30 protein-coding genes are annotated in these 24,538 nt (G+C 71.4%); 18 read left to right on the top strand and 12 right to left on the bottom strand.

Annotated elements, in window-relative coordinates; genetic code table 11:
* Positions 1–15 precede the first annotated feature (15 nt).
* Together fabA and V7Z97_RS00630 are read right to left on the bottom strand one after the other, a co-directional pair.
* Complete coding sequence (gene fabA / locus V7Z97_RS00625; RefSeq protein WP_334160705.1) at positions 16–531, bottom strand: 3-hydroxyacyl-[acyl-carrier-protein] dehydratase FabA; 516 nt, start codon at positions 529–531, stop codon at positions 16–18.
* 86 nt (positions 532–617) lie between these two features.
* Positions 618–1,136 carry an SH3 domain-containing protein gene (locus V7Z97_RS00630; protein WP_334160706.1) on the bottom strand — a complete coding sequence of 173 codons (519 nt, stop codon included), beginning with the start codon at positions 1,134–1,136 and terminating at the stop codon, positions 618–620.
* Between the two features lie 108 nt (positions 1,137–1,244).
* Here V7Z97_RS00630 and V7Z97_RS00635 point away from each other — a divergent pair, with 108 nt between their 5' ends.
* Positions 1,245–2,231 (top strand): 2-hydroxyacid dehydrogenase, encoded by a 987-nt coding sequence (locus V7Z97_RS00635; protein ID WP_334160708.1) that lies wholly within the window; start codon positions 1,245–1,247, stop codon positions 2,229–2,231.
* Between the two features lie 63 nt (positions 2,232–2,294).
* On the top strand, positions 2,295–4,310 hold the full coding sequence (locus V7Z97_RS00640) for an alpha/beta hydrolase family protein (RefSeq protein WP_334160709.1): 2,016 nt from the start codon (positions 2,295–2,297) through the stop codon (positions 4,308–4,310).
* On the opposite strand, the gene V7Z97_RS00645 is transcribed toward V7Z97_RS00640, so the two are convergent.
* Positions 4,307–5,050 carry a HesA/MoeB/ThiF family protein gene (locus V7Z97_RS00645; protein ID WP_334160710.1) on the bottom strand — a complete coding sequence of 248 codons (744 nt, stop codon included), beginning with the start codon at positions 5,048–5,050 and terminating at the stop codon, positions 4,307–4,309. The two genes, V7Z97_RS00640 and V7Z97_RS00645, sit on opposite strands and share 4 nt — an antisense overlap.
* 41 nt (positions 5,051–5,091) lie before the next feature.
* Here V7Z97_RS00645 and hslV point away from each other — a divergent pair, with 41 nt between their 5' ends.
* From hslV to V7Z97_RS00665, 4 genes are read left to right on the top strand one after another with little or no spacing between them, the layout of a single operon-like run.
* On the top strand, positions 5,092–5,643 hold the full coding sequence (gene hslV, locus V7Z97_RS00650; RefSeq protein ID WP_334160711.1) for an ATP-dependent protease subunit HslV: 552 nt from the start codon (positions 5,092–5,094) through the stop codon (positions 5,641–5,643).
* Positions 5,630–6,484, top strand: coding sequence for a nuclear transport factor 2 family protein (locus V7Z97_RS00655; RefSeq protein ID WP_334160712.1), 855 nt, complete (start codon positions 5,630–5,632; stop codon positions 6,482–6,484). The genes hslV and V7Z97_RS00655 overlap by 14 nt, the downstream gene beginning before the upstream one ends.
* 32 nt (positions 6,485–6,516) lie before the next feature.
* On the top strand, positions 6,517–7,815 hold the full coding sequence (gene hslU, locus V7Z97_RS00660) for an ATP-dependent protease ATPase subunit HslU (protein WP_334160713.1): 1,299 nt from the start codon (positions 6,517–6,519) through the stop codon (positions 7,813–7,815).
* Positions 7,816–7,818: 3 nt separating this feature from the next.
* On the top strand, positions 7,819–8,589 hold the full coding sequence (locus V7Z97_RS00665) for a M48 family metallopeptidase (RefSeq protein WP_334160715.1): 771 nt from the start codon (positions 7,819–7,821) through the stop codon (positions 8,587–8,589).
* Here V7Z97_RS00665 and V7Z97_RS00670 read toward each other — a convergent pair.
* Positions 8,586–9,116, bottom strand: a complete 531-nt coding sequence (locus V7Z97_RS00670; RefSeq protein WP_334160717.1) for a DUF2244 domain-containing protein — start codon at positions 9,114–9,116, stop codon at positions 8,586–8,588. The two genes, V7Z97_RS00665 and V7Z97_RS00670, sit on opposite strands and share 4 nt — an antisense overlap.
* Before the next feature lie 12 nt (positions 9,117–9,128).
* Between V7Z97_RS00670 and nth the strand changes: the two genes are divergently transcribed.
* The 8 genes from nth to V7Z97_RS00710 all read left to right on the top strand — a co-directional run bounded on the left by nth (position 9,129) and on the right by V7Z97_RS00710 (position 14,584).
* Complete coding sequence (gene nth / locus V7Z97_RS00675; RefSeq protein WP_334160718.1) at positions 9,129–9,812, top strand: endonuclease III; 684 nt, start codon at positions 9,129–9,131, stop codon at positions 9,810–9,812.
* A gap of 24 nt (positions 9,813–9,836) precedes the next feature.
* Positions 9,837–10,427, top strand: coding sequence for a hypothetical protein (locus V7Z97_RS00680; protein ID WP_334160719.1), 591 nt, complete (start codon positions 9,837–9,839; stop codon positions 10,425–10,427).
* Between the two features lie 55 nt (positions 10,428–10,482).
* Positions 10,483–11,472 carry an adenosine kinase gene (locus tag V7Z97_RS00685; protein WP_334160720.1) on the top strand — a complete coding sequence of 330 codons (990 nt, stop codon included), beginning with the start codon at positions 10,483–10,485 and terminating at the stop codon, positions 11,470–11,472.
* A 4-nt stretch (positions 11,473–11,476) separates the two neighbouring features.
* Positions 11,477–12,067 carry an imidazoleglycerol-phosphate dehydratase HisB gene (gene hisB / locus V7Z97_RS00690; RefSeq protein ID WP_334160721.1) on the top strand — a complete coding sequence of 197 codons (591 nt, stop codon included), beginning with the start codon at positions 11,477–11,479 and terminating at the stop codon, positions 12,065–12,067.
* A gap of 69 nt (positions 12,068–12,136) precedes the next feature.
* Positions 12,137–12,772, top strand: coding sequence for an imidazole glycerol phosphate synthase subunit HisH (gene hisH / locus V7Z97_RS00695; protein WP_334160723.1), 636 nt, complete (start codon positions 12,137–12,139; stop codon positions 12,770–12,772).
* Positions 12,769–13,491, top strand: coding sequence for a 1-(5-phosphoribosyl)-5-[(5-phosphoribosylamino)methylideneamino]imidazole-4-carboxamide isomerase (hisA, locus tag V7Z97_RS00700; protein WP_334160724.1), 723 nt, complete (start codon positions 12,769–12,771; stop codon positions 13,489–13,491). Before hisH ends, hisA begins: the two co-directional genes overlap by 4 nt.
* Positions 13,491–14,261 (top strand): imidazole glycerol phosphate synthase subunit HisF, encoded by a 771-nt coding sequence (gene hisF, locus V7Z97_RS00705; protein WP_334160725.1) that lies wholly within the window; start codon positions 13,491–13,493, stop codon positions 14,259–14,261. Before hisA ends, hisF begins: the two co-directional genes overlap by 1 nt.
* Positions 14,258–14,584 (top strand): phosphoribosyl-ATP diphosphatase, encoded by a 327-nt coding sequence (locus V7Z97_RS00710; protein WP_334160728.1) that lies wholly within the window; start codon positions 14,258–14,260, stop codon positions 14,582–14,584. The genes hisF and V7Z97_RS00710 overlap by 4 nt, the downstream gene beginning before the upstream one ends.
* Before the next feature lie 18 nt (positions 14,585–14,602).
* Here V7Z97_RS00710 and V7Z97_RS00715 read toward each other — a convergent pair whose 3' ends face one another.
* Genes V7Z97_RS00715 through timA form a run of 3 tightly spaced genes read right to left on the bottom strand, consistent with a single transcriptional unit; the run spans position 14,603 to position 16,881 of the window.
* The gene (locus tag V7Z97_RS00715) at positions 14,603–15,178 is read right to left on the bottom strand and encodes a Smr/MutS family protein (RefSeq protein ID WP_334160729.1); all 576 of its coding nucleotides are present in this window, start codon (positions 15,176–15,178) and stop codon (positions 14,603–14,605) included.
* A complete protein-coding gene (locus V7Z97_RS00720; RefSeq protein WP_334160731.1) occupies positions 15,175–16,254 on the bottom strand; it encodes an MltA domain-containing protein in 1,080 nt (359 codons plus the stop codon). The genes V7Z97_RS00715 and V7Z97_RS00720 overlap by 4 nt, the downstream gene beginning before the upstream one ends.
* 6 nt (positions 16,255–16,260) lie before the next feature.
* Positions 16,261–16,881 carry a TIM44-related membrane protein TimA gene (gene timA, locus V7Z97_RS00725; protein ID WP_334160733.1) on the bottom strand — a complete coding sequence of 207 codons (621 nt, stop codon included), beginning with the start codon at positions 16,879–16,881 and terminating at the stop codon, positions 16,261–16,263.
* 163 nt (positions 16,882–17,044) lie between these two features.
* Between timA and secB the strand changes: the two genes are divergently transcribed.
* The gene (secB, locus tag V7Z97_RS00730) at positions 17,045–17,527 is read left to right on the top strand and encodes a protein-export chaperone SecB (RefSeq protein ID WP_334160734.1); all 483 of its coding nucleotides are present in this window, start codon (positions 17,045–17,047) and stop codon (positions 17,525–17,527) included.
* 147 nt (positions 17,528–17,674) lie between these two features.
* On the opposite strand, the gene dnaQ is transcribed toward secB, so the two are convergent.
* From dnaQ to V7Z97_RS00755, 5 genes are read right to left on the bottom strand one after another with little or no spacing between them, the layout of a single operon-like run.
* Positions 17,675–18,379 (bottom strand): DNA polymerase III subunit epsilon, encoded by a 705-nt coding sequence (gene dnaQ, locus V7Z97_RS00735; RefSeq protein WP_334160735.1) that lies wholly within the window; start codon positions 18,377–18,379, stop codon positions 17,675–17,677.
* 32 nt (positions 18,380–18,411) lie between these two features.
* On the bottom strand, positions 18,412–19,035 hold the full coding sequence (coaE, locus tag V7Z97_RS00740; RefSeq protein WP_334160736.1) for a dephospho-CoA kinase: 624 nt from the start codon (positions 19,033–19,035) through the stop codon (positions 18,412–18,414).
* A gap of 2 nt (positions 19,036–19,037) precedes the next feature.
* Positions 19,038–19,892 carry a shikimate dehydrogenase gene (aroE, locus tag V7Z97_RS00745; RefSeq protein WP_334160737.1) on the bottom strand — a complete coding sequence of 285 codons (855 nt, stop codon included), beginning with the start codon at positions 19,890–19,892 and terminating at the stop codon, positions 19,038–19,040.
* Entirely contained in the window at positions 19,889–20,482 is a 594-nt protein-coding gene (locus tag V7Z97_RS00750) for a Maf family protein (protein ID WP_334160739.1), read from the bottom strand. Before V7Z97_RS00750 ends, aroE begins: the two co-directional genes overlap by 4 nt.
* A complete protein-coding gene (locus V7Z97_RS00755; RefSeq protein ID WP_442957997.1) occupies positions 20,482–21,336 on the bottom strand; it encodes a pyruvate, water dikinase regulatory protein in 855 nt (284 codons plus the stop codon). The genes V7Z97_RS00750 and V7Z97_RS00755 overlap by 1 nt, the downstream gene beginning before the upstream one ends.
* Positions 21,337–21,849: 513 nt before the next feature.
* On the opposite strand from V7Z97_RS00755, the gene hemE reads away from it, so the two are divergent.
* Genes hemE through V7Z97_RS00770 form a run of 3 tightly spaced genes read left to right on the top strand, consistent with a single transcriptional unit; the run spans position 21,850 to position 24,388 of the window.
* A complete protein-coding gene (hemE, locus tag V7Z97_RS00760; RefSeq protein ID WP_334160741.1) occupies positions 21,850–22,908 on the top strand; it encodes a uroporphyrinogen decarboxylase in 1,059 nt (352 codons plus the stop codon).
* Positions 22,905–23,930, top strand: a complete 1,026-nt coding sequence (gene hemH / locus V7Z97_RS00765; RefSeq protein WP_334160742.1) for a ferrochelatase — start codon at positions 22,905–22,907, stop codon at positions 23,928–23,930. The genes hemE and hemH overlap by 4 nt, the downstream gene beginning before the upstream one ends.
* Positions 23,927–24,388 (top strand): CopD family protein, encoded by a 462-nt coding sequence (locus tag V7Z97_RS00770; RefSeq protein WP_334160743.1) that lies wholly within the window; start codon positions 23,927–23,929, stop codon positions 24,386–24,388. Before hemH ends, V7Z97_RS00770 begins: the two co-directional genes overlap by 4 nt.
* Positions 24,389–24,538: the final 150 nt, after the last annotated feature.

Genomic DNA, 24,538 nt, shown 5'->3' on the forward strand with positions numbered 1-24,538 from the left:
CCTCGAAGCGCGGATCTACGCCCGCTGATACAGCCCGACGCGCAGGTCCTGCGCCGTGTAGATGGCCTTGCCGTCGGCTTCCAGCACGCCGTCGCCGATGCCCATGACCAGGCGGCGGTTGATCACCCGCTTCATGTCCACCTTGTAGGTGACCTTCTTGATGTCGGGGGTCACCTCGCCGGCGAACTTCACCTCGCCGCAGCCGAGCGCACGACCGCGGCCCTTGCCGCCGATCCAGCCCAGGTAGAAGCCCACGAGCTGCCACAGGGCGTCCAGGCCCAGGCTGCCGGGCATCACCGGGTCCCGGATGAAATGGCAGTCGAAGAACCAGAGGTCCGGATTGATGTCGAACTCGGCCTCGATGTAGCCCAGCCCGTGCTGGCCGCCGGTGTCGTCGATGTGGGTGATGCGGTCGAACAGCAGCATCGGCGGCGCCGGGAGCTGGGCGTTGCCCGGCCCGAACATCTCGCCGCGCGCGCAGGCCAGGAGCTCTTCGAAGCTGTAGTGGTCCTTCGCCTTGACGCTCGACATTTCGAATTCCGTTCCCGTTGGAGGGTCCGGGCCTAGCAGAGCCCGACCCGACGCTCAACGGCCCAGTCGGTGCGCGCCGGGCCGCCTCAGCGGCATTGCGGCCTGGACGCGGCGCCCCAGAGTTCGCCTTCCGGCGCCCAGCCGGAGGCGCCGTCCGCGCGCACGCGGCACCAGCCCTTGTCGCAGCGGACCAACGCGGCGAGGGCGCGGGAGTTCAAATAGGCGCTGACCCTCGACGTCGGCTTGGGCTTGCGCCGGAGCGCCACCGGCTGCGGCTTCACGTTCATCAGCGCGCGCCGACCGTCGGTGGTGCGCTTGTGCACCCAGGCCAGCCCGCCGTCGGGATCGCAGACCCGGCGCCACTCGGCCGTCTCGGCCACGACCTGCACCGGCAGGCCGCGGGCGCGGTAGACCCACAGCAGCCGGTGGTCGTCGCCTGGCCCCTTGCGGGCGTTCACCTTGTCGAATTTCAGGGTCACCCAGCGGGGCACCGGGAGGCCCGACGGAGTCGGCCGGTCGGCCGCCGCCACGGGGCCACCCACGGTCAGGGCGGCCAGCAGCACGAGCGCCAGCCTTTTCGGCGCCCGCAGCTTCGCCCCCACCATTCGTACTGCCTCGCCTTGGCCGCCCATGGACCCTTTGCTACAGGTCATCGCAACAGGAACGCGCCGGCGAAGCGGCGCAGCCGGAAACGTCCCCTTTTCAGTTCGCACATGCCCGCCCGCAAGCCGAAAGTCGTCGTCACGCGCAAACTTCCGGACTCGGTCGAGACCCGGATGCGGGAGCTGTTCGACACAGAGTTGAACCTGACCGATCAGCCGCTGTCGCGCGAGGCGCTGATCGACGCAGTCGGCCGCGCCGATGTGCTGGCCCCCACCATCACCGACCGGATCGACGCCGAGCTGCTGGAGAAGGCGGGCGAGCGGCTGAAGCTGATCGCCAACTTCGGGGCCGGCGTGGATCACATCGACGTGGCCGCCGCCAACGCGCGGGGGATCACCGTCACCAACACCCCGGGCGTCCTCACCGAGGACACCGCCGACCTGACCATGGCCCTGATGATGACGGTCTCGCGCCGCATCGTGGAGGGGGCCAACATCGTCCAGGCCGGCGGCTTCAAGGGCTGGACCCCCACCTGGATGATGGGCCGGCGGGTCAACGGCAAGCGGCTGGGGATCATCGGCATGGGCCGGATCGGCACAGCCGTGGCGCGGCGGGCCAAGGCCTTCGGCATGCAGGTGCACTACCACAACCGCAAGCCGGTCAGCCTGCGCATCTCCGAGGAGCTGCAGGCCACCTACTGGGAGAGCCTCGACCAGATGCTGGCCCGGATGGACATCATCACCGTCCATTCGCCGCACACCCCGGCCACCTACCACCTGCTCTCGGCCCGGCGGCTGAAGCTCCTCCAGCCGCACGCCATCGTCATCAACACCGCCCGCGGTGAGATCATCGACGAGGACGCGCTCGCCGACCTCCTGAAGAGCGGGGCGATCGCCGGGGCGGGCCTCGACGTCTTCGAGCACGAGCCCACGGTGAACCCCAAGCTCATCGGCATGCCCAACATCGTCCTCCTGCCCCACCTGGGCTCGGCGACCGTGGAGGCCCGCGTCGAGATGGGCGAGAAGGTGGTCATCAACATCAAGACCTGGATGGACGGCCACCGCCCGCCCGACCGGGTCCTGCCGCAGATGCTCTGACGCCCGTTGACGCCCCGCGCCGGGAAGGCGAAAGCTTCGCCGAACGACGTCACCGGAAGGCCCATGTTGGCGCCAACCCGCCGATCCTTGCTGGCCGCGGGGCTCGCCCTTCCCGGGCTGGGCCTTTCCAGGGAAGCCTGGGCCGCGGCCGAGCCGCCCGGGCCGCACACCCTCGACGAGCTGCTGCGCCCGCCGATCGTGCGCGACGCGGCCATCTCCCCCGACGGCCGTCAGCTCGCCGTGCTGCGCGAGCGTGGCGAGGGCGACGGCCGGACCACACTGGTGATGATCAGCCGGATGGACGCCCTCGAGGCGACGCCGGCCCCCGTGAGCCTGGGCGAGTACCAGGTGGACCAGGTGGAGTGGGCCTCCAACGACCGGCTGCTGATCTGGGTCACGGTCCGCAAGGACGACCGGGGGCGCCCGACCGGCGTGTGGGTCAGCGGGGTCCTGATCCCGATGCCGGTGCGCCGGGTCATCTCCGTGGGCGTCGACGGCCGCGATCCGGTGGTGCTGTTCGCCGAGCAGAAGGCGGTCCTGCGCCGCAGCTTCGACGCCGCGCGGATCGTCGACCTGATGCACGACGACCCGCGGCACGTCCTGATGCAGACCTGGGACGCCTTCCGCGGCGCCTTCAGCCTCTACCAGGTGGACGTCTATACCGGCCGGGCCACGGTCATCGAGCGCGGGCCGCCCACCACCGACTTCTGGCTGACCCAGCGCGGCGTGCCCATGCTGCGGATGGATTCCAACCGGCGCGGCACGGTGGTCTCGGTCTTCGCCCGCGCCCCCGGCCAGACGGAATGGAAGCTGATCCGCAAGTCGCGCCGCGACGAGCTGAAGAAGCTGCCCGACTTCGACGTGGTGGGCCCGACGCCCGAGCCCGGCGTCTTCCTGGTCGCCATGCGCGCGGAGGACGAGGACACCCGGGCGATCCGCACCTTCGACATCCGCACCCTGGCCTTCGGTCCGGTGGTCGGCGAACGCCCGCCCTTCGACATGGAGGCGGCGGTCATCGACGAGAACCTGCGGCTGGTGGCCACCTCCACCCGCGCCGACCGCCTCGACTACCAGTTCGCCGACCCGGCGCTGGCGACCCACTACAAGGCGATCAACGCGGCGCTCGGCAACGCCGCCAACGTCCGCCTCTACGACGTCAGCCTCGATCACAAGCGCCTGTTGCTGAAGGCCACGGGGCCGCGGGAGCCGGGGGCGTTCCACGTCTACGACTGCGACACGCGCCGCCTGCACCTGGTGGCGACCACCCGGCCGTGGCTCGATCCCGCCCGCCTGGCGCGGATGGAGACCCTGAAGGTCCGCACCCGCGACGGGGCCGAGATCACCGCCTATCTCAGCACGCCCGCCGGCGCGAAGCCGGGGCCGCTGCCGATGGTGGTCATGCCGCACGGCGGGCCGGAGATCCGCGACTACTACGACTACGACCTGATGGCGCAGGCCCTGGCCGCCCAGGGCTGGCTGGTCCTGCAGCCCAACTTCCGGGGCTCCGGCGGCTACGGCCGCGCCTTCGCCGACCAGGGCCGCCGCCGCTGGGGCGACCGGATGCAGGCGGACGTGGAGGACGCCGCCGCCCAGGTGGTCGCCCTCGGCTGGGCCGACCCGAAGCGGATCGCCATCTGCGGGGCGAGCTACGGCGGCTACGCGGCCCTGCAGGGCGCCGTGCGCCGGCCCGACCTCTACCGCGCGGTGGTGGCCATCGCCCCGGTCTCCGACCTCCTCGAGATGCTGAAGGACGAACGCGGGGACGGGGTGGATTCGCCCTCCTACCGCTACTGGGTCCGCACCGTCGGCGACCCACGCGCCGACGCCGACCGGCTCCGCGCCGCCTCGCCCCGGCTGCAGGCCGCCGCCTTCGCCGCCCCGGTGCTGCTGCTGCATGGCGCCGACGACCAGGTGGTCCCGCCCCGCCAGTCGAGGCTCATGCAGGACGCCCTCCTGGCCGCCGGCAAGCCTGTCGAGCGCCTGGAGATCCCCGGCGCGGGCCACACCAGCTGGTCGTCCGAGACCTGGAAGGTGGTCCTGGAGAAGACCGCGGCCTTCATTGGCGAGGCCTTGGCCTAGGCGCCGCCGCCGCAGACCGGGCATTCCGGATCGGCGCCGACCCGCACCGTCCGGCTCTCCCCCGCCAGCCCGTCGTAGAGCGTCAGCCGGCCCACCAGCGGCTCACCCGCCCCGGTGATCAGCTTGATCGCCTCGAGCGCCATCATGGAGCCGATCACCCCGGCCAGCGCCCCCACCACGCCCACGGCGACGCAGGTCTCGGCCTCCGGGGGGATCTCCGGCACCAGGCAGCGGTAGCAGGGCCGCCCCGCGAACACGCCCACCTGCCCGGTCCAGCGGCCGATCGCACCGGAGACTAGGGTCTTGCCGTGGCGCACGCAGGCGGCGTTGACGCAGAACCGGGTGGCGAAGTCGTCGGTGCCGTCCAGCACCAGGTCCACGTCCGAGACCAGCTCGTCCGCGGAGGCCTCGTCGAAGCTCCCGGTGTAGCCGGCCACGAAGATGTGCGGGTTCAGCGCATGCAGCCGGTCGGCGGCCGCCTCGGCCTTGGGCAGGCCGACGTCGTCCTCGGTGTAGATCACCTGCCGCTGCAGGTTGGAGACGTCCACCGTGTCCGGGTCCGCCAGGAAGATCGAGCCGACCCCGGCCGCGGCCAGGTACATGGACACCGGCGCGCCCAGGCCGCCCGCGCCGACGATCAGGCAACGCGCGCCCTTCAGCTTCTGCTGCCCCGGGCCGCCCACCTCGCGCAGCACCAGGTGGCGGGCGTAGCGCTCGACCTCCTCGTCGGTGAAGCTCATCCGGCTTGACCTCGCCCCGCCCGCTGGCCACATCGCAGGCCATGTCGACCCATACAGCGCCGTTTCCCGATTGGCACGGCACCACCATCCTCGCCGTGCGCAAAGCCGGCAAGACGGTGATCGCCGGCGACGGCCAGGTCTCGATGGGCCAGACCGTCGTCAAGGGCAACGCCCGCAAGGTGCGCACCCTGGCCGGCGGCCGGGTGGTCGCGGGCTTCGCCGGCGCCACGGCGGACGCCTTCACCCTCATCGAGCGGCTCGAGGCCAAGCTGGAGCAGTATCCGGACCAGCTCGCCCGGGCCTGCGTGGACCTGGCCAAGGACTGGCGGACCGACCGCTACCTGCGCCGGCTGGAGGCCATGCTGATCGTCGCCGACAAGGACGCCATCTTCACCGTCACCGGCGTCGGGGACGTGCTGGAGCCCGAGAGCGGCGTCGCCGCCATCGGCTCGGGCGGCAACTATGCCCTCGCCGCCGCCCGGGCGCTGATGGACACCGACCTCGACGCCGAGGCCGTCGCGCGCAAGGCCATGGCGATCGCCGCGGAGATCTGCGTCTACACCAACGGGAGCCTGACGGTTGAAGTGCTCTAGCCTGGCGCTCGCCACGGCCCTCGTGGCGGCCGCGCTCCCCGCCGCCGCCGCCGCCGTCGACCCGGCGCCCGTGGTCGCCGCCGAGCGAGCGTTCGCCGCCGACGGCCTGGCCCTGGGCGTCCGCGACAGCTTCCTGAAGCACTCCGCCCCCGAGGGCATCGTGCTCGCTCCCGACCCCACGCTGGCCAGGGCCGCCTTCGAGAAGCCGGCGCCGAAGGGCCCGGACTTGGTCTGGTGGCCGCTGTGGGCCGGCATCGCCCGGTCCGCCGACCTCGGCTTCACCACCGGCCCCTACACTCTCGGCGGCAAGCCGGCCGCCTGGTACTTCACGGTCTGGGCGAAGCAGCCGGACGGCTCCTGGAAGTGGCTGTTCGACGGCGGCCCGCCCAGCGACACCACCGGCGCCGCGCCCAAGGACTCCCCCGTCGCCTACGCGCGGCTGTCGGCGAAGCAGGCGGGCTCGCCGGCCCGGGCCATGACCGAGGTCTCCCGCGCCGAGAGCGCGCTCGCCGCCGCCGCCCGCAAGGACGTGAAGGGCGCCTACCTCGCCCACATCGCCACCGACGCCCGCGTGGTGGGCTCGAAGGCGAAGCCTCCCGCCGACCGGGCCGCCCTGGAGGCCGAGCTCGACACCCGGCCGCAGGTGATCGTGTTCTCGCCGCTGGGCGGCAGCGCGTCCTCCGCCGGCGACCTCGCCTGGACCTACGGCAACGCCCACTGGACGACGGCCGAGGGCCAGGACCGCCGCGGCCATTACGTCCGCATCTGGCGCAACGACGCGGGGGGCTGGCGCCTGCTCTACGACCAGCTCCTGGCGGTTCCCCCGCCGAAGCCGTCGTAAGCGCCCCGCCCCCTTCCTATCTACGAGCGGACATGACCGAGTTTTCCCCCCGCGAGATCGTCTCCGAGCTCGACCGCTACATCGTCGGCCATCCCGAGGCGAAACGCGCCGTGGCCGTGGCCCTGCGCAACCGCTGGCGGCGCAAGCGTGTGCCCGAGGACCTGCGTGACGAGGTGACGCCGAAGAACATCCTGATGATCGGCCCCACCGGGGTCGGCAAGACGGAGATCGCCCGCCGCCTCGCCAGGCTCGCCCAGGCCCCCTTCCTGAAGGTCGAGGCCACCAAGTTCACCGAGGTCGGCTACGTCGGGCGCGACGTCGACCAGATCGTCCGCGACCTCGTGGAGAGCGCCATCGGCATGGTCCGCGAGAAGCGCCGGGCCGGCGTCCGCGCCCGGGCCGAGGCCGCCGCCGAGGAGCGAATCCTGGACGCCCTGACCGGTCCCGGCTCCACTGCCGCCCGGGAAAGCTTCCGCAGGAAGCTGCGGGCCGGTGAGCTGGACGACAAGGAGGTGGAGCTGCAGGTGGCCGACAGCGGGCCGCAGATGCCGATGATGGACATTCCCGGCCAGCCGGGCATGGGCATGCTCAATCTCGGCGACATGTTCGGCAAGGCTTTCGGCGGCCGCACCAAGGTCCACAAGACCACCGTCGCCGGCGCCTGGGTCCCGCTGATCGCCGAGGAGAGCGACAAGCTGCTCGACCAGGAGGCGCTGACCCAGGAGGCCCTTGAGCTGGCCGAGAACCAGGGCATCGTCTTCCTCGACGAGATCGACAAGGTGGCCTCCAGCCGCGAGCGGCACGGCGCCGACGTGTCCCGCGAGGGCGTGCAGCGCGACCTGCTGCCCCTGATCGAGGGGACCACCGTCTCCACCAAGTACGGGCCGGTGAAGACCGACCACATCCTGTTCATCGCCTCGGGCGCCTTCCACGTTGCCAAGCCCTCGGACCTGCTGCCCGAGCTGCAGGGCCGCCTGCCGATCCGGGTGGAGCTTAAGGCCCTGACCCGCGACGACTTCCGCCGCATCCTCACCGAGCCCGAGGCCAACCTGATCCGCCAGCACCAGGCCCTGCTGGCCACCGAGGGCGTGACGCTGGAGTTCACCGCGGATGCGGTGGAGGCGGTGGCCGACGCCGCCGTCACCGTCAACGGCGCGGTGGAGAACATCGGCGCCCGCCGGCTGCAGACGGTGCTCGAGAAGGTGCTGGAGGACGTCAGCTTCAACGCCGCGGACCGCACCGGCGAGACGGTGACCGTGGACGCCCAGTACGTCACCAGCCGGATCGGCGAGCTGAGTCACAACACCGACCTGTCCAGGTTCATCCTCTAGCCGATGTGCGGGATCTGCTTCTCCCGGCGGAGCTTCCTGGCGCTCGGGGCGGCCGCCGGGCTCGCCGCCTGCACCGATAACGCCGAGACGGGCCGCAGCCAGTTCGTGCTGGTCTCCGACGACCAGCTGACGGGGATGGCCGACCAGGCCTGGGCCCAGGTGACAGCCGAAATCCCCCGCGTGCGCGATCCGGCCGCCCATGAGCGGCTCGCCCGCATCGGCCGGCCGCTGGCGGCGGCTTCCGGCCGCGGCGACCTCGACTGGGAGTTCGTGGTCCTCGACAGCCCGGAGTTCAACGCCTTCGTGCTGCCGAACGGAAAGGTCGGCTTCTTCCGCGGCCTCCTGGAGTTCGCCCGCTCCGACGACGAGGTGGGCTCGGTGCTCGGCCACGAGGTCGGCCACATCATCGCCCGCCACCCGGCCGAGCGGGTCAGCCAGGAGCTGGCCGTCCAGGCCGGCGTCAGCCTCGCCCAGATCCTGCTGTCCAACGGCGAGGACGGCGGCCAGTTCGCCGGCGAGATCGCCGCGGCGCTGGGCATGGGCGCCATGTTCGGGGTGCTGCTGCCCTATTCCCGCAAGCACGAGCTGGAGGCCGACCGGGTCGGCGTGGGCCTGATGCGCGAAGCCGGCCTCGACCCCACGGCCGCCGTCACCTTCTGGGAGCGCATGATCGCCCGCCAGGCCCGCCAGCCCAAGCCGCTGGAAGCCCTCTCCACCCACCCGGCCGACGAACGGCGGCTCAGCGAACTGAAGGCGGTGGTGCAGGCGGCCTAGAGCCGTTCGCGCCGGGCTTCCCAGATCGCCCGCTCCAGGGCCTGGGCGAACTCGGCGCGTTCGCGGGGGCTGAGCGCCACGGCGACCGGCAGCTCGCGGCCGGAGAGCGCCAGCTTTAGGGCCGCCACCCGATCCTCGTCCTTCTCCACGGCCACGCGGGTGAAGGCGGTGGGGCTTTCCCAGACCACGACCGAGTGCCGGGGCGTCTCCCGCACCACCCGCACCTCACGGGAGGTGACCTGCACGCGCTCGATGTTCTTCACCGCCTGGAAGCTCACCAGGAAGGCCACGAAGATGGCCAGCAGGTCGACCCCGAGGAAGATCGGCACGAGCGTCGCGCCCAGGCTCAGGAACACCGCCGCCGAGGCGAGGTTGGCCAGCGTCACCACCGAGATCAGCACGACGAAGCCCCGCTCGGACAGCGAGCGGTGCGGCGTGATCACCGCGTCCATGTACAGCGGCCGGCCCATGCTGGAGCGGAAGATAAGCCCGGAAACCGCCTTGGCGAAGCAAAAGGCGCAGGCCATCTTCGCGCCCCCATGGCCAAGCCCGCGAAGACTGCAAGGAAGCCCCGCCTGACGCCCGCCGAACAGGCGCGGATCGCCGAGATCTTCCACCGGTTCGAGACGCTGGAGAGCGACCCGCGCACCGAGCTGGACTACGCCAGCCCCTTCACCCTGGTGGTCGCCGTCGCGCTGTCGGCCCAGGCCACCGACGTCTCGGTCAACAAGGCCACCGCCCGGCTGTTCGAGGTCGCCGACACGCCGCAGAAGATGCTGGCGCTGGGCGAGGAGGGTCTCAAGCCGTTCATCTCCTCCATCGGCCTCTTCAACACCAAGGCGAAGAACGTCATCGCGCTCTCCCGCATCCTGGTGGAGCAGTACGGCGGCGAGGTCCCGCTGGAGCGGGAGAAGCTGCAGGCCCTGCCGGGGGTCGGGCGCAAGACGGCCTCGGTGGTGCTGAACGAGCTTCGGGTGGAGCCGGCGATCGCGGTGGACACCCATGTCTTCCGGGTCTCGCACCGGCTGGGCCTTTCCACCGGCAAGACGCCGGATGCGGTCGAGCTTGAGCTGATGGGCAAGATCCCCGAGCCCCTGCTCACCCGAGCGCACCACTGGCTGATCCTGCACGGCCGCTACACCTGCGTCGCCCGCCGCCCGAAGTGCGAGGAGTGTCCCGTCGCCGACCTCTGCCCGAGCCGGCATCTGTTCGTGGGCAGGTAGCCAGCCGGTGATCTGGAGCGCGTCATGATCCGTCTGCTCTTCGCCGCGCTGGCCGTCACCCTCTCCGCTTGTTCCAACCAGGTTTATTCCCGCGGCCCACTGTTCACCCCCGAGCCGATCGCCGCGATCCTCCGCCCTGGCGTCTGGGCAGCTCCCGACCAGGCCTGCCGCTTCGATCCGGCTCAGCCGCTCGCGGCCTGGCCCGACTGCGCCCACGGTCAGGCGATCGAGCAGGGCCAGGCTCTCTGGGAGGCGAAGAGCGCCCGCCTCACGCTGGCCGCCGGTGAGCCGATGATCCTGCAGCTGCAGGCCGCCCGCCGGCCCCGCGAGACCTGGTATTACGCGCTCGCGCCGCTACGGCGCGATCAGGCCGGCCGGGTGGTGGAGCTGGAGACCTGGGCGGTCCTTTGCGGCCCGCCGCCGCCGCCGCGCATCGAGGCGGACGGCGATTCCCACGAGGACAGCGTCACCCACCATCCCCTCCCCGGCCTGCACGTCTCCGGCCGCAACTGTCTCGCCCGCCGCCCAGACCCCATCCGCGACGCCGCGCGCCTGAGCCGCGGCTGGGACGACGATCCCACGCGCGCCTACTGGGTGCGCGACGGCGCCCGGTAGCGCTGCGGGCCGATTTCCGCTAAGCGGCAGGCCCTCGCCGCCGGAAAGCCCATAGATGCCAGACCTCTACGACGTCGCCGCCATCGGCAACGCCATCGTCGACGTGATCGGGCCCGCCCCCGATTCCTTCCTGGCGGAGAACGGCCTGGACAAGGGCGCGATGATGCTGGTCGACCAGCAGCGCTCGCAGCAGCTCTATTCGCGGATGACGCCGGAGATCCAGGCGTCCGGCGGTTCGGCGGCCAACACCATCGCGGGCCTCGCCTCCTTCGGCGGCAAGGGCGCCTTCATGGGCAAGGTGGCCGACGACCAGCTCGGCGAGCTGTTCGCCCGCGACATGCGCGAGATCGGCGCCCGGTTCGAGAACGCCCCACTCGCCGGCGGCCCGGCGACGGCCGTCTCGATGATCAACGTCACCCCCGATGGCCAGCGCACCATGTGCACCTTCCTGGGCGCCTCGGTGCAGTTCACCGACGACGACGTGGAGAAGGACACCATCGAGGCGGCGAAGATCGTCTACCTCGAAGGCTACCTGTTCGACGCGGAAGCCGCCCGCCGCGCCTTCGCCAAGGCCGCCGCCCTGGCCCACGGCTCGGGCCGGATGATCGCGCTCACCCTCTCCGACAGCTTCGTGGTGGAGCGCCACCGCGGCGCCCTCCTCGGCTTCATCGAGGGTCAGGTGGACCTGCTGTTCGCCAACGAGGCCGAGCTGAAGTCCCTATTCGAGACCGACAGCTTCGACGAGGCCGCCGAGGCCCTGCGCCAGCGGGTCAAGCTCGCCGCCGTCACCCGGTCGGAGAAGGGCTCGGTGATCCTCTCGCAGGGCGAGCGCCTCGCCGTGGCCGCCGAGCCTGTGGAAAAAGTCGTGGACACGACCGGCGCGGGCGACCAATACGCGGCCGGGTTCATGTTCGGCTTGGCGCGGGGGCGTCCGCTGCAGCAGTGCGGCAAGCTGGCCTCGCTCGCCGCGGCCGAGGTGATCTCGCACTACGGCCCCCGGCCGCAGGTCCCGCTGAAGGACCTGGCGGCCTCCAAGGGATACTGAGCGCATGAGCCGCACAGGCGAGGTGGTCCGCAACACCAAGGAGACCCAGATCCGCGTCCTGGTGGACCTGGACGGGACCGGCGTGTCCAAGGTGTCCACCGGCGTCGGCTTCTTCGACCACATGCTGGAGAGCTTCGCCCGGCACGGCGGCATCGACGTCGAGATCGAGACCAAGGGCGACCTGCACATCGACATGCACCACACCGTCGAGGACACCGGCATCGTGCTGGGCCAGGCGGTGAAGCAGGCGCTCGACGGCTTCAAGGGTGTCCGCCGCTTCGGCCACGCCTATGTGCCGATGGACGAGACGCTGACCCGCTGCGCCATCGACCTCTCCAACCGGCCCTACCTGGTCTGGAAGGTCGGCTTCTCGCGGCCCAAGGTCGGCGACATGGACACCGAGCTCTTCAAGGAATTCCATCACGCCTTCGCCATGAACGCCGGCGCCTGCGTGCACCTGGAGACCCTGTACGGGGACAACTCCCACCACATCGCCGAGAGCGGCTTCAAGGCGCTGGCCCGGGCCCTGCGCCAGGCGGTCGAGCTCGACCCCAAGACCCACGGCCACGCCCCCTCCACCAAGGGCGTGCTCTAGGAGGAGCAGCCAGGAAAAGTGGGACCCGCTTTTCCGTCCGGCTGTCCGACCAGAAAGGAATCTCCTCCCATGCAGCGTGTCGCCCTGATCGACTACGGGTCGGGCAACCTGCGCTCGGCCGAAAAGGCCCTCGTCCGCGCCGCCGACGGGAAGAGCGAGATCGTGGTCACCTGCGATCCCGAGGCCGTGGCCGCCGCCGACCGGGTGGTGCTGCCGGGCGTCGGCGCCTTCGCCGCCTGCATGTCGGCGCTGGAGGCCCGCCCCGGTCTGATCGAGGCCATGACCGAGGCGGTGCGCCGCCGCGGCGCGCCCTTCCTGGGCGTCTGCGTCGGCATGCAGCTCATGGCCACACGCGGCCTGGAGTTCGGCGTCACGCCCGGCCTCGACTGGATTCCCGGCGAGGTCCGCCGCCTGGAGCCCGCCGATCCCGCCGCCAAGATCCCGCACATGGGCTGGAACGCCCTCACCGGCGTGACCGACCATCCCCTCCTCTCGGGGCTGAAGGACGGCCGCGCTGTCTACTTCACCCACTCGTTCGCCTTCTATCCGGACGATCCCGCCGACGTGGCCGCCTGGGCCGAGCACGGCGGGCGGTTCCCTGCCGCCGTCGCGCGCGGCAACATGGCCGGCGTTCAGTTCCACCCCGAAAAGTCGCAACATTCGGGGCTCAACCTTCTGGCCAGCTTCCTGGAGTGGCGCCTGTGATCCTCTATCCCGCCATCGACCTGAAGGACGGCCAGTGCGTGCGCGTGCTGCACGGCGACCTGTCCACCGCCACCGTCTTCAACAACAGCCCCGCCGACCAGGCCCGCGCCTGGGCGGACGGCGGCTTCCACTGGATCCACGTGGTCGACCTGAACGGCGCCGTCTCCGGCAAGGCCGTCAACGAGGCGGCGGTGGAGCAGATCCTGGGCGCCGTCTCCGTGCCGGTGCAGCTCGGCGGCGGCATCCGGTCCATGGCCGACATCGAACGCTGGATCGAGGCCGGCGTCAGCCGGGTGATCCTCGGCACGCTGGCCGTGCGCGAGCCGGAGGTGGTGCGCCAGGCGGCCCGCAAGTGGCCCGAGCAGATCGCCGTCAGCGTCGACGTCCGCGCCGGCAAGGTCGCCGTGCAGGGCTGGACCGAGGACTCCGACCTCGACGCCGTCACCGTCGCCCGCCGCTTCGAGGACGCCGGCGTCGGCGCCCTGATCGTCACCGACATCGACCGCGACGGCACCGTGATGGGCTTCAACGTCGAGGCCTTCGGGGCCATCGCCGACGCCGTGTCGATCCCGGTGATCGCCGCCGGGGGCCTGGCCAGCGTCGACGACCTGGTCCGGCTGAAGGCGCACAAGGGCACGCCGATCGCCGGCGCGGTGCTGGGCCGCGCCCTCTACAATGGCGCCATCACCCCGGCCGAAGCCCTGAAGGTCGCCGCCTGATGCTCAATGTGCGCGTCATCCCGTGCCTCGACGTGAAGGACGGGCGCGTGGTGAAGGGCGTGCAGTTCGTCTCGCTGCGCGACGCGGGCGATCCCGTGGAACAGGCACGCGCCTACGACGCCGCCGGAGCGGACGAGCTGATGTTCCTCGACATCACCGCCAGCCACGAGAACCGCGACACCATCCTCGACGTCGTCGCCCGCACGGCCGACGTCTGCTTCATGCCGCTGTCGGTGGGCGGCGGCATCCGCACGGTGGAGGACGCGCGGCGCCTGCTGCTGGCCGGCGCCGACAAGATCAGCGTCAACACCGCCGCCGTGAAGGACCGCGCCCTGATCTCCGGCTGCGCCGACGCCTTCGGCTCCCAGGCCACGGTCGTCGCCATCGACGCCAAGGAAGTCGGGAACGGCTGGCGGGTGTTCGTCATGGGCGGCCGTGAGGACACCGGCCTCGACGTGGTCGACTACGCCGTTGACGCCGTGAAGCACGGGGCCGGCGAGATCCTGCTCACCTCCATGGACCGCGACGGCGCCAAGTCCGGCTACGACCTGGAGCTGCTCAAGGCCGTCACCAGCGCCGTGAACGTGCCGGTCATCGCCTCCGGCGGGGCGGGCAATGCGCAGCATATGGTCGACGCCGTGAAGATCGGCGGCGCCGACGCCGTGCTCGCCGCTTCTATCTTCCACTTCGGCGAGGTCTCGGTCGCCGAGGTGAAGCGCGCCATGGCCGCCGAGGGCCTGCCGGTCCGGATCACGGAGGCCGCCGCATGAGCCGTTTCACCGAGGTCATCGAGCGGCTCGCCGCCACCATCGAGGCCCGCAAGGGCGCGGACGCCTCGGCCTCCTACACCGCACAGCTGCTCACCGACCGGGTGCGCGCCGCCAAGAAGCTCGGCGAGGAGGCCGTCGAGACAGTCATCGCCGCCACCCAGGCCGACGACAAGGCGCTGGCCGCCGAGAGCGCCGACCTGATCTACCACTGGCTGGTCGTCCTCGCCGCCGCCGGCGTCACCCTCGACGAGGTCGCCGAGAAGCTCGAGGCCCGCGAGGGGACCAGCGGCCTCGCGGAAAAGGCGGGACGCTCCCTCCCTTGATGGGGAGGGCCGCTCCGCCTACCCGCGCGGCTTCCGCTTCAGGGCCACATAGAGGGCCCCCTCCCCGCCATGATGCCGCGCAGCTTCCGATATGCCGGCGACGATGTGGTGCAGGTGGGGGGCGGCGAGCCACTCCGGCGTGCGTCGGCGCAGGACGCCGTCGCCCTGGACCCCCTTGCCGGTGATCACCAGGACGGCGCGGTAGCCCTCGTCCCAGGCCCGGACGAGAAAACCCTCGAGCACCGCGCGCGCCCGGTCCTGATCGAGGCCGTGCAGGTCGAGCCGGGCGCCGATGGGCTCGCGCTCGCGGACGATGCGGTGCTTGCGGCGCGGCTCGATGGGGTCCTTCCCCTCCCCCTTATGGGGAGCGTGGACGGGCCTCCGGCCCGGTCGGGTGGGGAGACCTGGCGCAGGCTGGGCGCCTGCGGTCTTCTTCCCCACCCCGCTCGCCTTCGGCGCGTCGGCCCTCCCCACGGCGGGGGAGGGAAAGGCCTCGGGCGCCGGCGCCGGGGCGACGCGGCCGGGAAGAGGGTGGACCGTGCCGGCGACCAGGCGCCAGACGCTCAGCTCCTCCGGCCGGAGCGGGCGCTTCACGGCCGGGACTCGCGCGGGACGAGCCGGTACATGCGCAGGGTGTGGCGCACCCGGCCGGCCTCGGCGCCGGCGGCGGGGCCCAGGCCCAGGTAAAGGTCGGCGCGCACCTCGCCCTTGATGGCGCCGCCGGTGTCGAGGGCGGTGACCAGGCGGCGGTAGGTCGGGAAGGCCCCCTTCAGCACCGGCGCCTCGGCGTCGATCCAGTGCAGCTCGCCCGGCTGGTGGTAGGCGAGGTCGACGGCGATCGCCCGGCCCGGCGGCAGGGGCACGTTGGCCGCCCCCACCGGCTGCTTGCCGTCGTCGGGCGCGAGGCGGAAGAAGGCGTAGCGGGGGTTTAGCCGCATGATCTCCTCGGCCGCCGGCCCGCGGTTGTCGGCCAGCCAGCGGCGGATCATTTCGCCGGAGGTGTTGTGCCGGGCCAGCAGGCCGCGCTCCCGCATCGGGTTGGCGATGGCCACGAACGGCTGGCCGTTGTTGGCGGCGTAGAGCGCCTTCATCCGGCGGCCGCCTTCGAAGGTGAGCACCCCCGAGCCCTGGATCTGCAGGAAGAACAGGTCCTCGGGCCGCATCCAGGCGAGCGCGTCGTCGGCCGGCCGGGCCTCGATCTCGGTGCGGGGGGCGTAGGCGCCGCCGTTCAGGTCGGCGGGCTTCGGCCGGACCGGGGCGGAGAACTCGGCGTCGGGGCGCGTGCGGGCCTCGTACTCCGGGGCGAAATAGGCGGTGAGCACCCCCTCCCCCGGCGTCCCCAGCGCCCGGAAACGGGCCTCGAAGAAGTGGCGGGCCTCGGCGGCGCCGAGCGGCGGCGTGGCGCGGGCCTCGCGGCAGACCCGGGCGGTCCCGGGATCCTTCGCGACGTGGCACGTAGCGCGGAAGGCGGCGAAGGCCTCGGCGTGGTTGTCGGCCCGCCAGCCGGGCAGCTCGGACAGCTCCATGAGCCGCAGCGGCGGCGCGGGCCTCGGCGGCTCAGGGCTCGGGAAAGGGCCCGGCCGTGGCTGAGGGCCGGGGGCGTACTGCGGCGTGGCGCAGGCGGTCGCGATCAGGGCGAAGAGGCTCGCCCCGGCAGCACGCAGCTTCAAGGAACCTCAAGCCTCCGCGGCGTCGACGTGGACGAGCGTCCAGTTGGGGTCGCGGCTGTTAAGATTGCGTTCGAAGGTCCACAGCTCGGCGGTCCGCTTGTCGTCCACCGCCTCGCCCTCCGGCCCCTTGGTGCGGCTGCGGAACTCGGCGAGGAAGCGGACGGTGACCCGCGCCAGGTCGCTCTGGCCGACGATGTCTGCCTTCTCCAGGTCGGCGCGGGGGCTGTGCAGGAACTCCACCGTCTCGGTGCGCCCCTCGGCCTCGCGCTGGGCGATGGCGGTGTCGAAGCTCGCCATGACGCCGGGGCCCAGCAGGTTGCGCAGGGTGGCCCGGTCGCCGGCCGCGAAGGCCTTGACCGTCATCTCGTAGGCCCCTTTCGCGCCGCTGAGGAAGCGGCTGACGTCGAAGGCCGGATCCTTGGCCTTCAGGGCGGCGAGGCCGGTGAGAGCGACGCCGTCGTCCAGCGGCTCGGCGGGACGGTCGGGGGCGCGCACGGCGGGACGGGCGGCCTCGGCGGCGGCGTTTTCCTCCGGCTGGCGGCCCACGCGCCGGCCCAGCACGGAGTAGAGCTGGTAGAGCACGATGGCGGCGAGACCCGCGAAGATGATCAGTTCGAGGACTTGCAAGACGGCCTTCCGGCTGGTTCGGGACTTGGCTTTACAGCCCAATATAGGACGAGGGAACGTCCCCGTCAGGGGCGGCGTTGCATCGACCGGGGCGCCATGATAGCCGCTCGCCCCGACAAGACGCGACAACCCCGCGTTCTCACCACGGATTCAAGCCGAAACCATGACCGATATCGACGCCGGCGCCGGCGCGCAGGACCAAGCGGGCGAAGGCCCCGGCATCCGCATCCTTGCCCAGTTCATCCGCGACCTCTCCTTCGAGAACCCGCGCGCCCCGGAGACCCTGCGCGGCGGCGCCGCCCAGCCGCAGATCGATCTCGGCGTGGAGATGAACGCCCGCGGCCGCGAGGACGGCCTGTTCGAGGTGGACCTGAAGCTCTCGGCCCGCGCCCAGCGCGACGACGGCCCGCTGTTCGTGGTCGAGCTGCTCTACGGCGGCGTGTTCCAGATCGGCGGCGTGCCGGCCGAGGAGATCGAGCCGGTGCTGCTCATCGAGTGCCCGCGTTACCTGTTCCCGTTCGCCCGCCGGATCATCGCCGACGTCTCGTCGGAAGGCGGCTATCCGCCGTTCCTGCTGGACCCGATCGACTTCGCCGGCGTCTACGCCGCCCGCAAGGCCCAGGGCGAACAGGTCGGCCACGCCTGAGGCCAGACCGTTGGACGGCGCGCTGCGCGCCGTCGATAGGAACCACCGAATACACGGACCACACGGAAGTCGGGCGGGGAGCCCGTCCGTGTCTTCTGTGTATTCCGTGGTTTCCATCATTGCGCGGCGCAGCCGCGCGACTTCGGCTCAGATGCCGAACTTCTTCCAGAGCTCGTCGGACTTCACCACGTCGCGGATGAAGCTGGCGTGGACCGCCCGCTCCTCCTCGGTGGAGCGCGGCGCGAGCGGGCGGGGCCGCTGGCCGTAGTCGTTCTGCTTGGCCGCCGCCACCGCCGTGATCATCGAGGCGCTGGTCAGCTCCAGCCGCCGCTCGCGGCCGCCCTTCAGCTCGAGGTAGACCGCCGCCAGCAGCCTGGCGTCGATCAGCGCCCCGTGCTTTTCCCGCTCCAAGAGCGAGATCTTGAAGCGCTTGCAGAGCGCATCCAGCGAATTGTGCATCCCCGGGAAACGCTGCTTGGCGAGCGCCAGGGTGTCCACCCAGCGGTGCTCGTGCAGGTGCTGGCGGCTGCACAGCTGCAGCTCGTAGTTCACGAAATTGCGGTCGAAGCCGGCGTTGTGGGCGACGATCGGGGCGTCGGCCACGAAGTCGAGGAACTCCTCGACCACCTCGGGATGCTCGAAGCGGGGCTTGCCGCGCAGGAAGGCGCTCGACAGGCCGTGGACCTTTTCGGCCTCTGCCGGCATGTCGCGGCAGGGGTCGATATAGCGGTGGAAGCTTCGGCCCGTCGGGATGAAGTCCTCGATCTCCAGGCAGGCGATTTCCACCAGCCGGTCGCCGGTCAGGGGGTCGAAGCCCGTGGTCTCGGTGTCGAGGACGATCTCGCGCGCCATGACCTTCTAATGCCCTGCGTCGGGGCCTTCGCTCAACCCGGCGATCGGTCGCGGGGCGGACGTTTCTGGGGATCGCGCATGACCGCGATGATCTCTGCCACCTGCTCGCGGGCCGCCTCCAGGCCGCGGCTGGTGTCGACCACGAAGTGGGCGCGGGCCCGCTTCTCGGCGTCGGCCATCTGCTGGGCGAGGATGGCGTCCAGCCGCTCCGGCGTCATGCCGGGCCGGGCCAGGACGCGCTCGCGCTGCATCTCCGGCGGGGCGGTGACCACCACGACGGCGTCCATGTTGGCATGGCCCCCGGTCTCGAACAGCAGGGGGATGTCGAGGACCACCATGTCCGCGCCCTGCGCCTTCGCCTGGTCGAAGAAGCCGATCCTGTCCTTGCCGACCAGCGGGTGGACGATGGCGTTCAAGCGCTTGAGCGCCTCGGGCTGGCCCAACACGCGCTGGCGCAGCGCCTCGCGGTCCACCTTCCCGTCCCTCACGACGCCCGGGAACGCCTCGCCCACCGGGCCCACAGCAGCCCCGCCCTCGTCGTAGAGGTCGTGGACGGCGGCGTCGGCGTCGTACACCGGCACGCCCGCGTCGCGGAACATGGCCGCGGTCGTCGACTTGCCCATGCCGATGGATCCCGTCAGCCCGATCAGCAGCATGGTCAGGCCTCCAGCGCCTTGAGCGCCACGGCGCGCACGTCGAGATCCGCTGGCGGGACGCGGCCGAAGAAGGCCTCGAACGAGGGGATCGCCTGGCGGACCAGCATCTCCAGCCCGTCCACCGTGGGCCGGCCGAGTCGTAGGGCCTCCGCCAGGAACGGCGTGAGGAGCGGCTTGTAGACCATGTCCATCACCACCGCCGTCTCCGGCGTCGCCGCCAGCGGTACATCCAGCGATCCTGAGCCCGACAGCCCCGCCGAGGTGGCGTTGATCACGGCCGTCACCCCGTCGAAGGCGTCGGCCGCGGCGGTCAGCGGGCAGGCGACGACCGCGCCGGCCAGCGCCCCGGCCACGGCTTCCGCCTTGGCGAGCGTGCGGTTGACGATCCGGACCTGCGGGCAACCCGCCGCCACCAGGGCCGAGGCCGCACCCCGCGCCGCGCCACCCGCTCCCAGGATGGCGATCGGACCGGCGGCCGGGTCGAACCCCTCCGCCTGCGCCTGCAGGGCGCCGATCAGGCCGATGCCGTCAGTGTTGTCGGCGATCACCGTCCCGTCGCTCTCGAAGATCAGCAGGTTGGCCGCCGCCGCGCCCCGCGCCCGGGCGCTCGCCTTGTCGGCCATGGAAAGCGCCACCTCCTTGAAGGGGATGGTGACGTTGACGCCGCGCACCGCCCCGCCGCGCATCCCCTCGACGAACCGGTCGAAGCGGTCCGCCCCGGGCGCGAAGGCGACATAGACTCCGTCGATCCCGGCCGCCTCCAGCCAGGCGTTGTGGATCAGCGGGCTCAGGGAATGGCCTACGGGACTGCCCGCGACGCCGGCCACCACCGTGCGTCCCGTGATCGTCCGGCTCATGACGCAAGCACCCGATGCTGGCGGAGGAGGTCAAGCAGGCCCAGCAGCGGCAGGCCGAGGATGGCGAAATAGTCGCCCTCGATCTTCGCGAACAGCTGCGCGCCGGGCCCCTCGAGACGGTAGCAGCCGACCGAGCCCAGGGCCTCGTCGCCCTCCTGCGCCAGATAGTCCTCGAGGAAGGCGTCGGAGAAGTCCCGCATGGTCAGCTTCGCGGTCACCACCTCGCGCCAGATCGGCGCGCCGTCCTTGGCGACCACCACCGCGGAGTGGAGCTTGTGCGGCTTGCCGCGCAGGGCCTTGAGGCGCTCGCGGGCCTCGTCCAGCGTGCCGGCCTTGTCGTAGAGCTTCCCCTCGAACTCCAGGGTCTGGTCGGCGCCGACCACGAAGTCCGGCCGGGTGCGGGAGATGCGGATCGCCTTCAGCTCCGCGAGCGCATCGGCCACGTCGCGCGGAGTCGCGCCCTCCGCCAGCAGCGAGGTCTTCACCGCGTCCTCGTCGACTCCGGCCACGGCCGTCTCGAACGGCACCCCGGCGCCCTCCAGCACCGCGCGCCGGGCGGCGCTCTTCGAGGCCAGGACCACCTTCGCCATCAGCCGAGCACCTCGACCTGGCCGTGGCCGCCGTGCAGCAGGTTGAGCACCGCCGCGGCCGTTTCCTCGACCGAGCGGCGGGTGACGTCGATCACCGGCCAGCCCTGGCGCTCGTAGAGCCGGCGCGCCTGGACGATCTCATCGCGGACCGTGTCGGTGTCGATGTAGCTGCTCTCCCGGTTCTCCTTCAGGGACAGCAGGCGGTTGCGGCGGATCTGGATCAGCCGGTCGGGGGCGATGGTCAGGCCCACGACGAGCGCGCTCTTCAGCTGGAACAGCCGCTCGGGCAGCGGCCGTCCGGGCACCAGCGGCACATTGGCCGCCCGCACGCCACGGTGGGCCAGGTAGATGCAGGTGGGCGTCTTGGAGGTCCGCGAGACGCCCACCAGCACCACGTCGGCCTGATCGAGGTCCTGGCCGCCCTGACCGTCGTCGTGGCCGATGGCGTAGTTCAGGGCGTCCATGCGGTTGAAATAGTCGTTGTCCAGCCGCAGGTGGGCGCCGATCTTCGAGGTCGTCGAGGCCCCGAGATAACGGCTCATGGCGCTGACCAGCGGGTCGAGGGCGGCGATGCAGGGCATGTCGAGCCTGCGGCACCCCTCCTCCAGGGCGCTGCGCAGGTTCGGGTCGACGATCGTGTGGATGACGACGCCCGGCGCCTCCTCGATGTCGCCCAGCGCCCGGTCGAGCTGCCGCTGCGAGCGGACCAGGGCGTAGATGTGCTCGATGGGCAGGACGTTGTCGAAGCGGGCGCAGACGGCGCGCGCCATGGCGTTCAGCGTCTCCCCGGTCGAATCCGACACGAGGTGCACGTGGAAATAGGTGGCCAGGCGGGTCTGGGCGGCGATGGGCAAGGTCCGGGCCTGCGTCAAAAGATACCTGGGGACGTAATCTGTGGACCCCTCTTAGCGAACCCGGGCGCGGATGGGGATAGATCGCGTGGATCTGCGGGTTCCGCCCGGCGCCGGTGGAGGGGCTGTATGGATCGGGGCGTTTACACTCCCTTAACCAACAGGCCCGGATCGGCCGCCCCTAAACCCGGCCGGATGTCGACAGGGCCGGTATGGCCGCCGGTCGGACCGGGTCCGTCCGCCGGGAAGTTAATGGAATCTTAAGGGCCCAGGGCCGCTTAGCCGGCCGTCCCCGCAATCCACAGGGGCGGGAGAACCGGCCCGCCGGGCCGTGCATGGTCTGGGGAAAAGGTGCGAGGTGTCGCAGGCGCCGTTGAGTTGTCCACGTCCTCGACAGGCCCAACCTCCTTCTTCCCCAATCCTTTTCAAGATTCTTAAGGATTGAAGGAGGGCAGGCAGGACGTGTGCGGATCGGCCGGGCTTGAGCCTGGAAGGCCTACGGGCTTTAAGGCCCCCATGAGCACCGCCCAGAACGTCCTGCCGCAGACGCCGCGGCTCCTTCGCGCCCTGGCCGGCGAGACATTGGAGCGGCCGCCCATCTGGTTCATGCGCCAGGCCGGCCGGTCGCTTCCCGAGTACCGTGAGCTCCGCACCCGGGCGAAGGACTTCATCGCCTTCTGCCACAACCCGGAGATGGCCGCCGAGGCGACGCTGCAGCCGATGCGCCGTTTCCCGTTGGACGCCGCCATCGTCTTCGCCGACATCCTGCTGATCCCCCGGGCGCTCGGCCAGGAGGTGTGGTTCGAGGCCGGCGAGGGGCCCAGGCTCGGCGCGCTGCCGCCGATCGAGGCCCTGAGCGACCAGGTCGAGGCCTCCACCGGCCGGCTGGCCGACATCGGGGAGACGCTCAGCCGGGTTCGCGCCGAACTTGAGCCGGACCGGGCGCTGATCGGCTTCGCTGGCGGGCCCTGGACGGTGGCCACCTACATGATCGAGGGGCGGGGTTCGAACCGCGAGACGGCGCGCACCTTCGCCTACGAGAACCCCGAGACCCTCGACGCCCTGCTGGACGTCCTGGTGGAGTCGACCGCCCGCTACCTGGTCATGCAGGCGCGCTCCGGGGCGCAGGCGCTGAAGCTCTTCGAGAGCTGGGCGGAAGGGCTTTCCGAGGACGTCTTCGAGCGCATCGTGGTGCGGCCGCATGCGGCCATCGTCGAGAAGGTGAGGGCGGCCGGGGTGGAGGCGCCGTTCATCGGCTTCCCCCGCGGGGCCGGGGCCCAGGTCTACAACTACGCCGAGGCGGTGCCGGTCGAGGGGATCGCGCTCGACACCCAGGCCACCGCCCAGCTCGGCCGCACCCTGCAGGCGCAGGGACGGACTATCCAGGGGGCCCTCGATAACCTCCTGCTGCGCGCCGGAGGCCCGGCGCTGGACGCCCGCGTGGACCAGCTGCTCGAGCAGTGGGGGCAGGGGCCGTGGATCTTCAACCTCGGCCACGGAATCATGCCCGACACCCCGATCCCGCACATCGCCCGGGTGGTCGAGCGCGTGACGGGGTGGCGGAGAAGCGCGTGAAGGTCGCTGTCGTCCTCTTCAACCTCGGCGGGCCGGACGGCCCCGAGGCCGTGCGGCCGTTCCTGTTCAACCTGTTCCGGGACCCGGCGATCATCGGCCTGTCGGCGATCGCCCGCTATCCGCTGGCCACCCTGATCTCCCGCACGCGGGAGAAGACCGCACAGGCCAACTACGCGATCATGGGCGGCCGCTCGCCCCTGCTGCCCGAGACCGAGGCCCAGGCCGCGGCGCTGGAGGCCAGGCTGGCCGGGCAGGGGGTCCAGGCCCGGGTGTTCATCGCCATGCGCTACTGGAAGCCCTTCGCCGCCGAGACTGCGCGCGAGGTGGCGGCCTTCGGGCCGGACGAGATCGTGCTGCTTCCGCTCTATCCGCAGTACTCCACCACCACGACGGCGAGCTCGGTGAAGGACTGGGCGCGAGCGTACAGGGGACCCGGCCGCACCTGCACCGTCTGCTGCTATCCCAATGCGCCCGGCCTCGTCGAGGCGCACGCCGAAGCCATCCGCGAGACTTGGGAGAAGGCCGGGAAGCCCGGCAATGTCAGGCTGCTGTTCTCCGCCCACGGCCTGCCGCAGAAGGTGGTCGACGCCGGCGACCCCTACCAAGTCCAGGTCGAGGCGACAGCCGCGGCGGTCGCCGCCCGTCTGCCGGAGCTGGCCGACTGGAAGGTCTGCTACCAGAGCCGCGTGGGGCCGCTGAAGTGGCTGGGGCCGGCGACCGATGACGAGATCCGCCGCGCCGGCGCCGAGCGCAAGGGCGTGCTCATCTCGCCGATCGCCTTCGTCTCCGAGCACGTGGAGACGCTGGTAGAGCTCGACCATGAGTACCACGAGCTCGCCCGCGAGGTCCTGGCCCTGCCCTATCTCCGCGCCCCCACGCCGGGGGTGCGCGAGGGTTTCGTCGGAACCCTGGCCAAGGCCGTGGTGGACGCTCTAGGGAAGAACGGGGTGGCGCCCGAGGGGCCGTGGATGTGCCCGGCGGGGCTTTCGGCCTGCGCCTGCAGGCGAGGGGAGGCGGGATGAACTGGTACGATCTGCTGCGCGGGCTGCACATCATCGCGGTCATCGCCTGGATGGCCGGCATGCTCTACCTGCCCAGGCTCTACGCCTACCATACCGAGACGGCCCCGCCCGGCAGCGAGTTCGACGCCCACTTCCAGGTCTGGGAGCGCAAGCTCCTGCGGATCATCATCAACCCGGCCATGACCATCACCTGGCTGCTCGGCCTGGCGCTGCTCTGGTTCCATATCGTCGCCCTGCAGCGCGGCTGGGGCTTCCTGCTGCAGCCATGGCTCATCGTGAAGCTCGCCCTCGTCACCTTCCTGTCGGGCTGGCACGGCTTCCTCTCCGGAGCCCGCAAGAAGCTGGCGGCGGGCGAGCGGCCGAAGTCGGCGAAGTTCTGGCGCGCCACCAACGAGATCCCCTTCCTGATCGCCGTCGTCGCCGTCCTGGCGGTCACCCTGGAATTCGGGTCGCGCTGATCCCACATGGATGAAGCCGGAGGCCGCGACCCCGGCTCTGCTTGACCGGGGCCGCCGTTCGTGGTTCCGATCGCCTACGCGTCGGGGCTCCCGGCGCGCCCCGCCTTATCTCCGGCCGCGTGCGCATCGCCCGGCCGGCTCCCGAGACGA

This window comes from Phenylobacterium sp. (genome assembly GCF_036821595.1).
Lineage (GTDB): Bacteria > Pseudomonadota > Alphaproteobacteria > Caulobacterales > Caulobacteraceae > Phenylobacterium.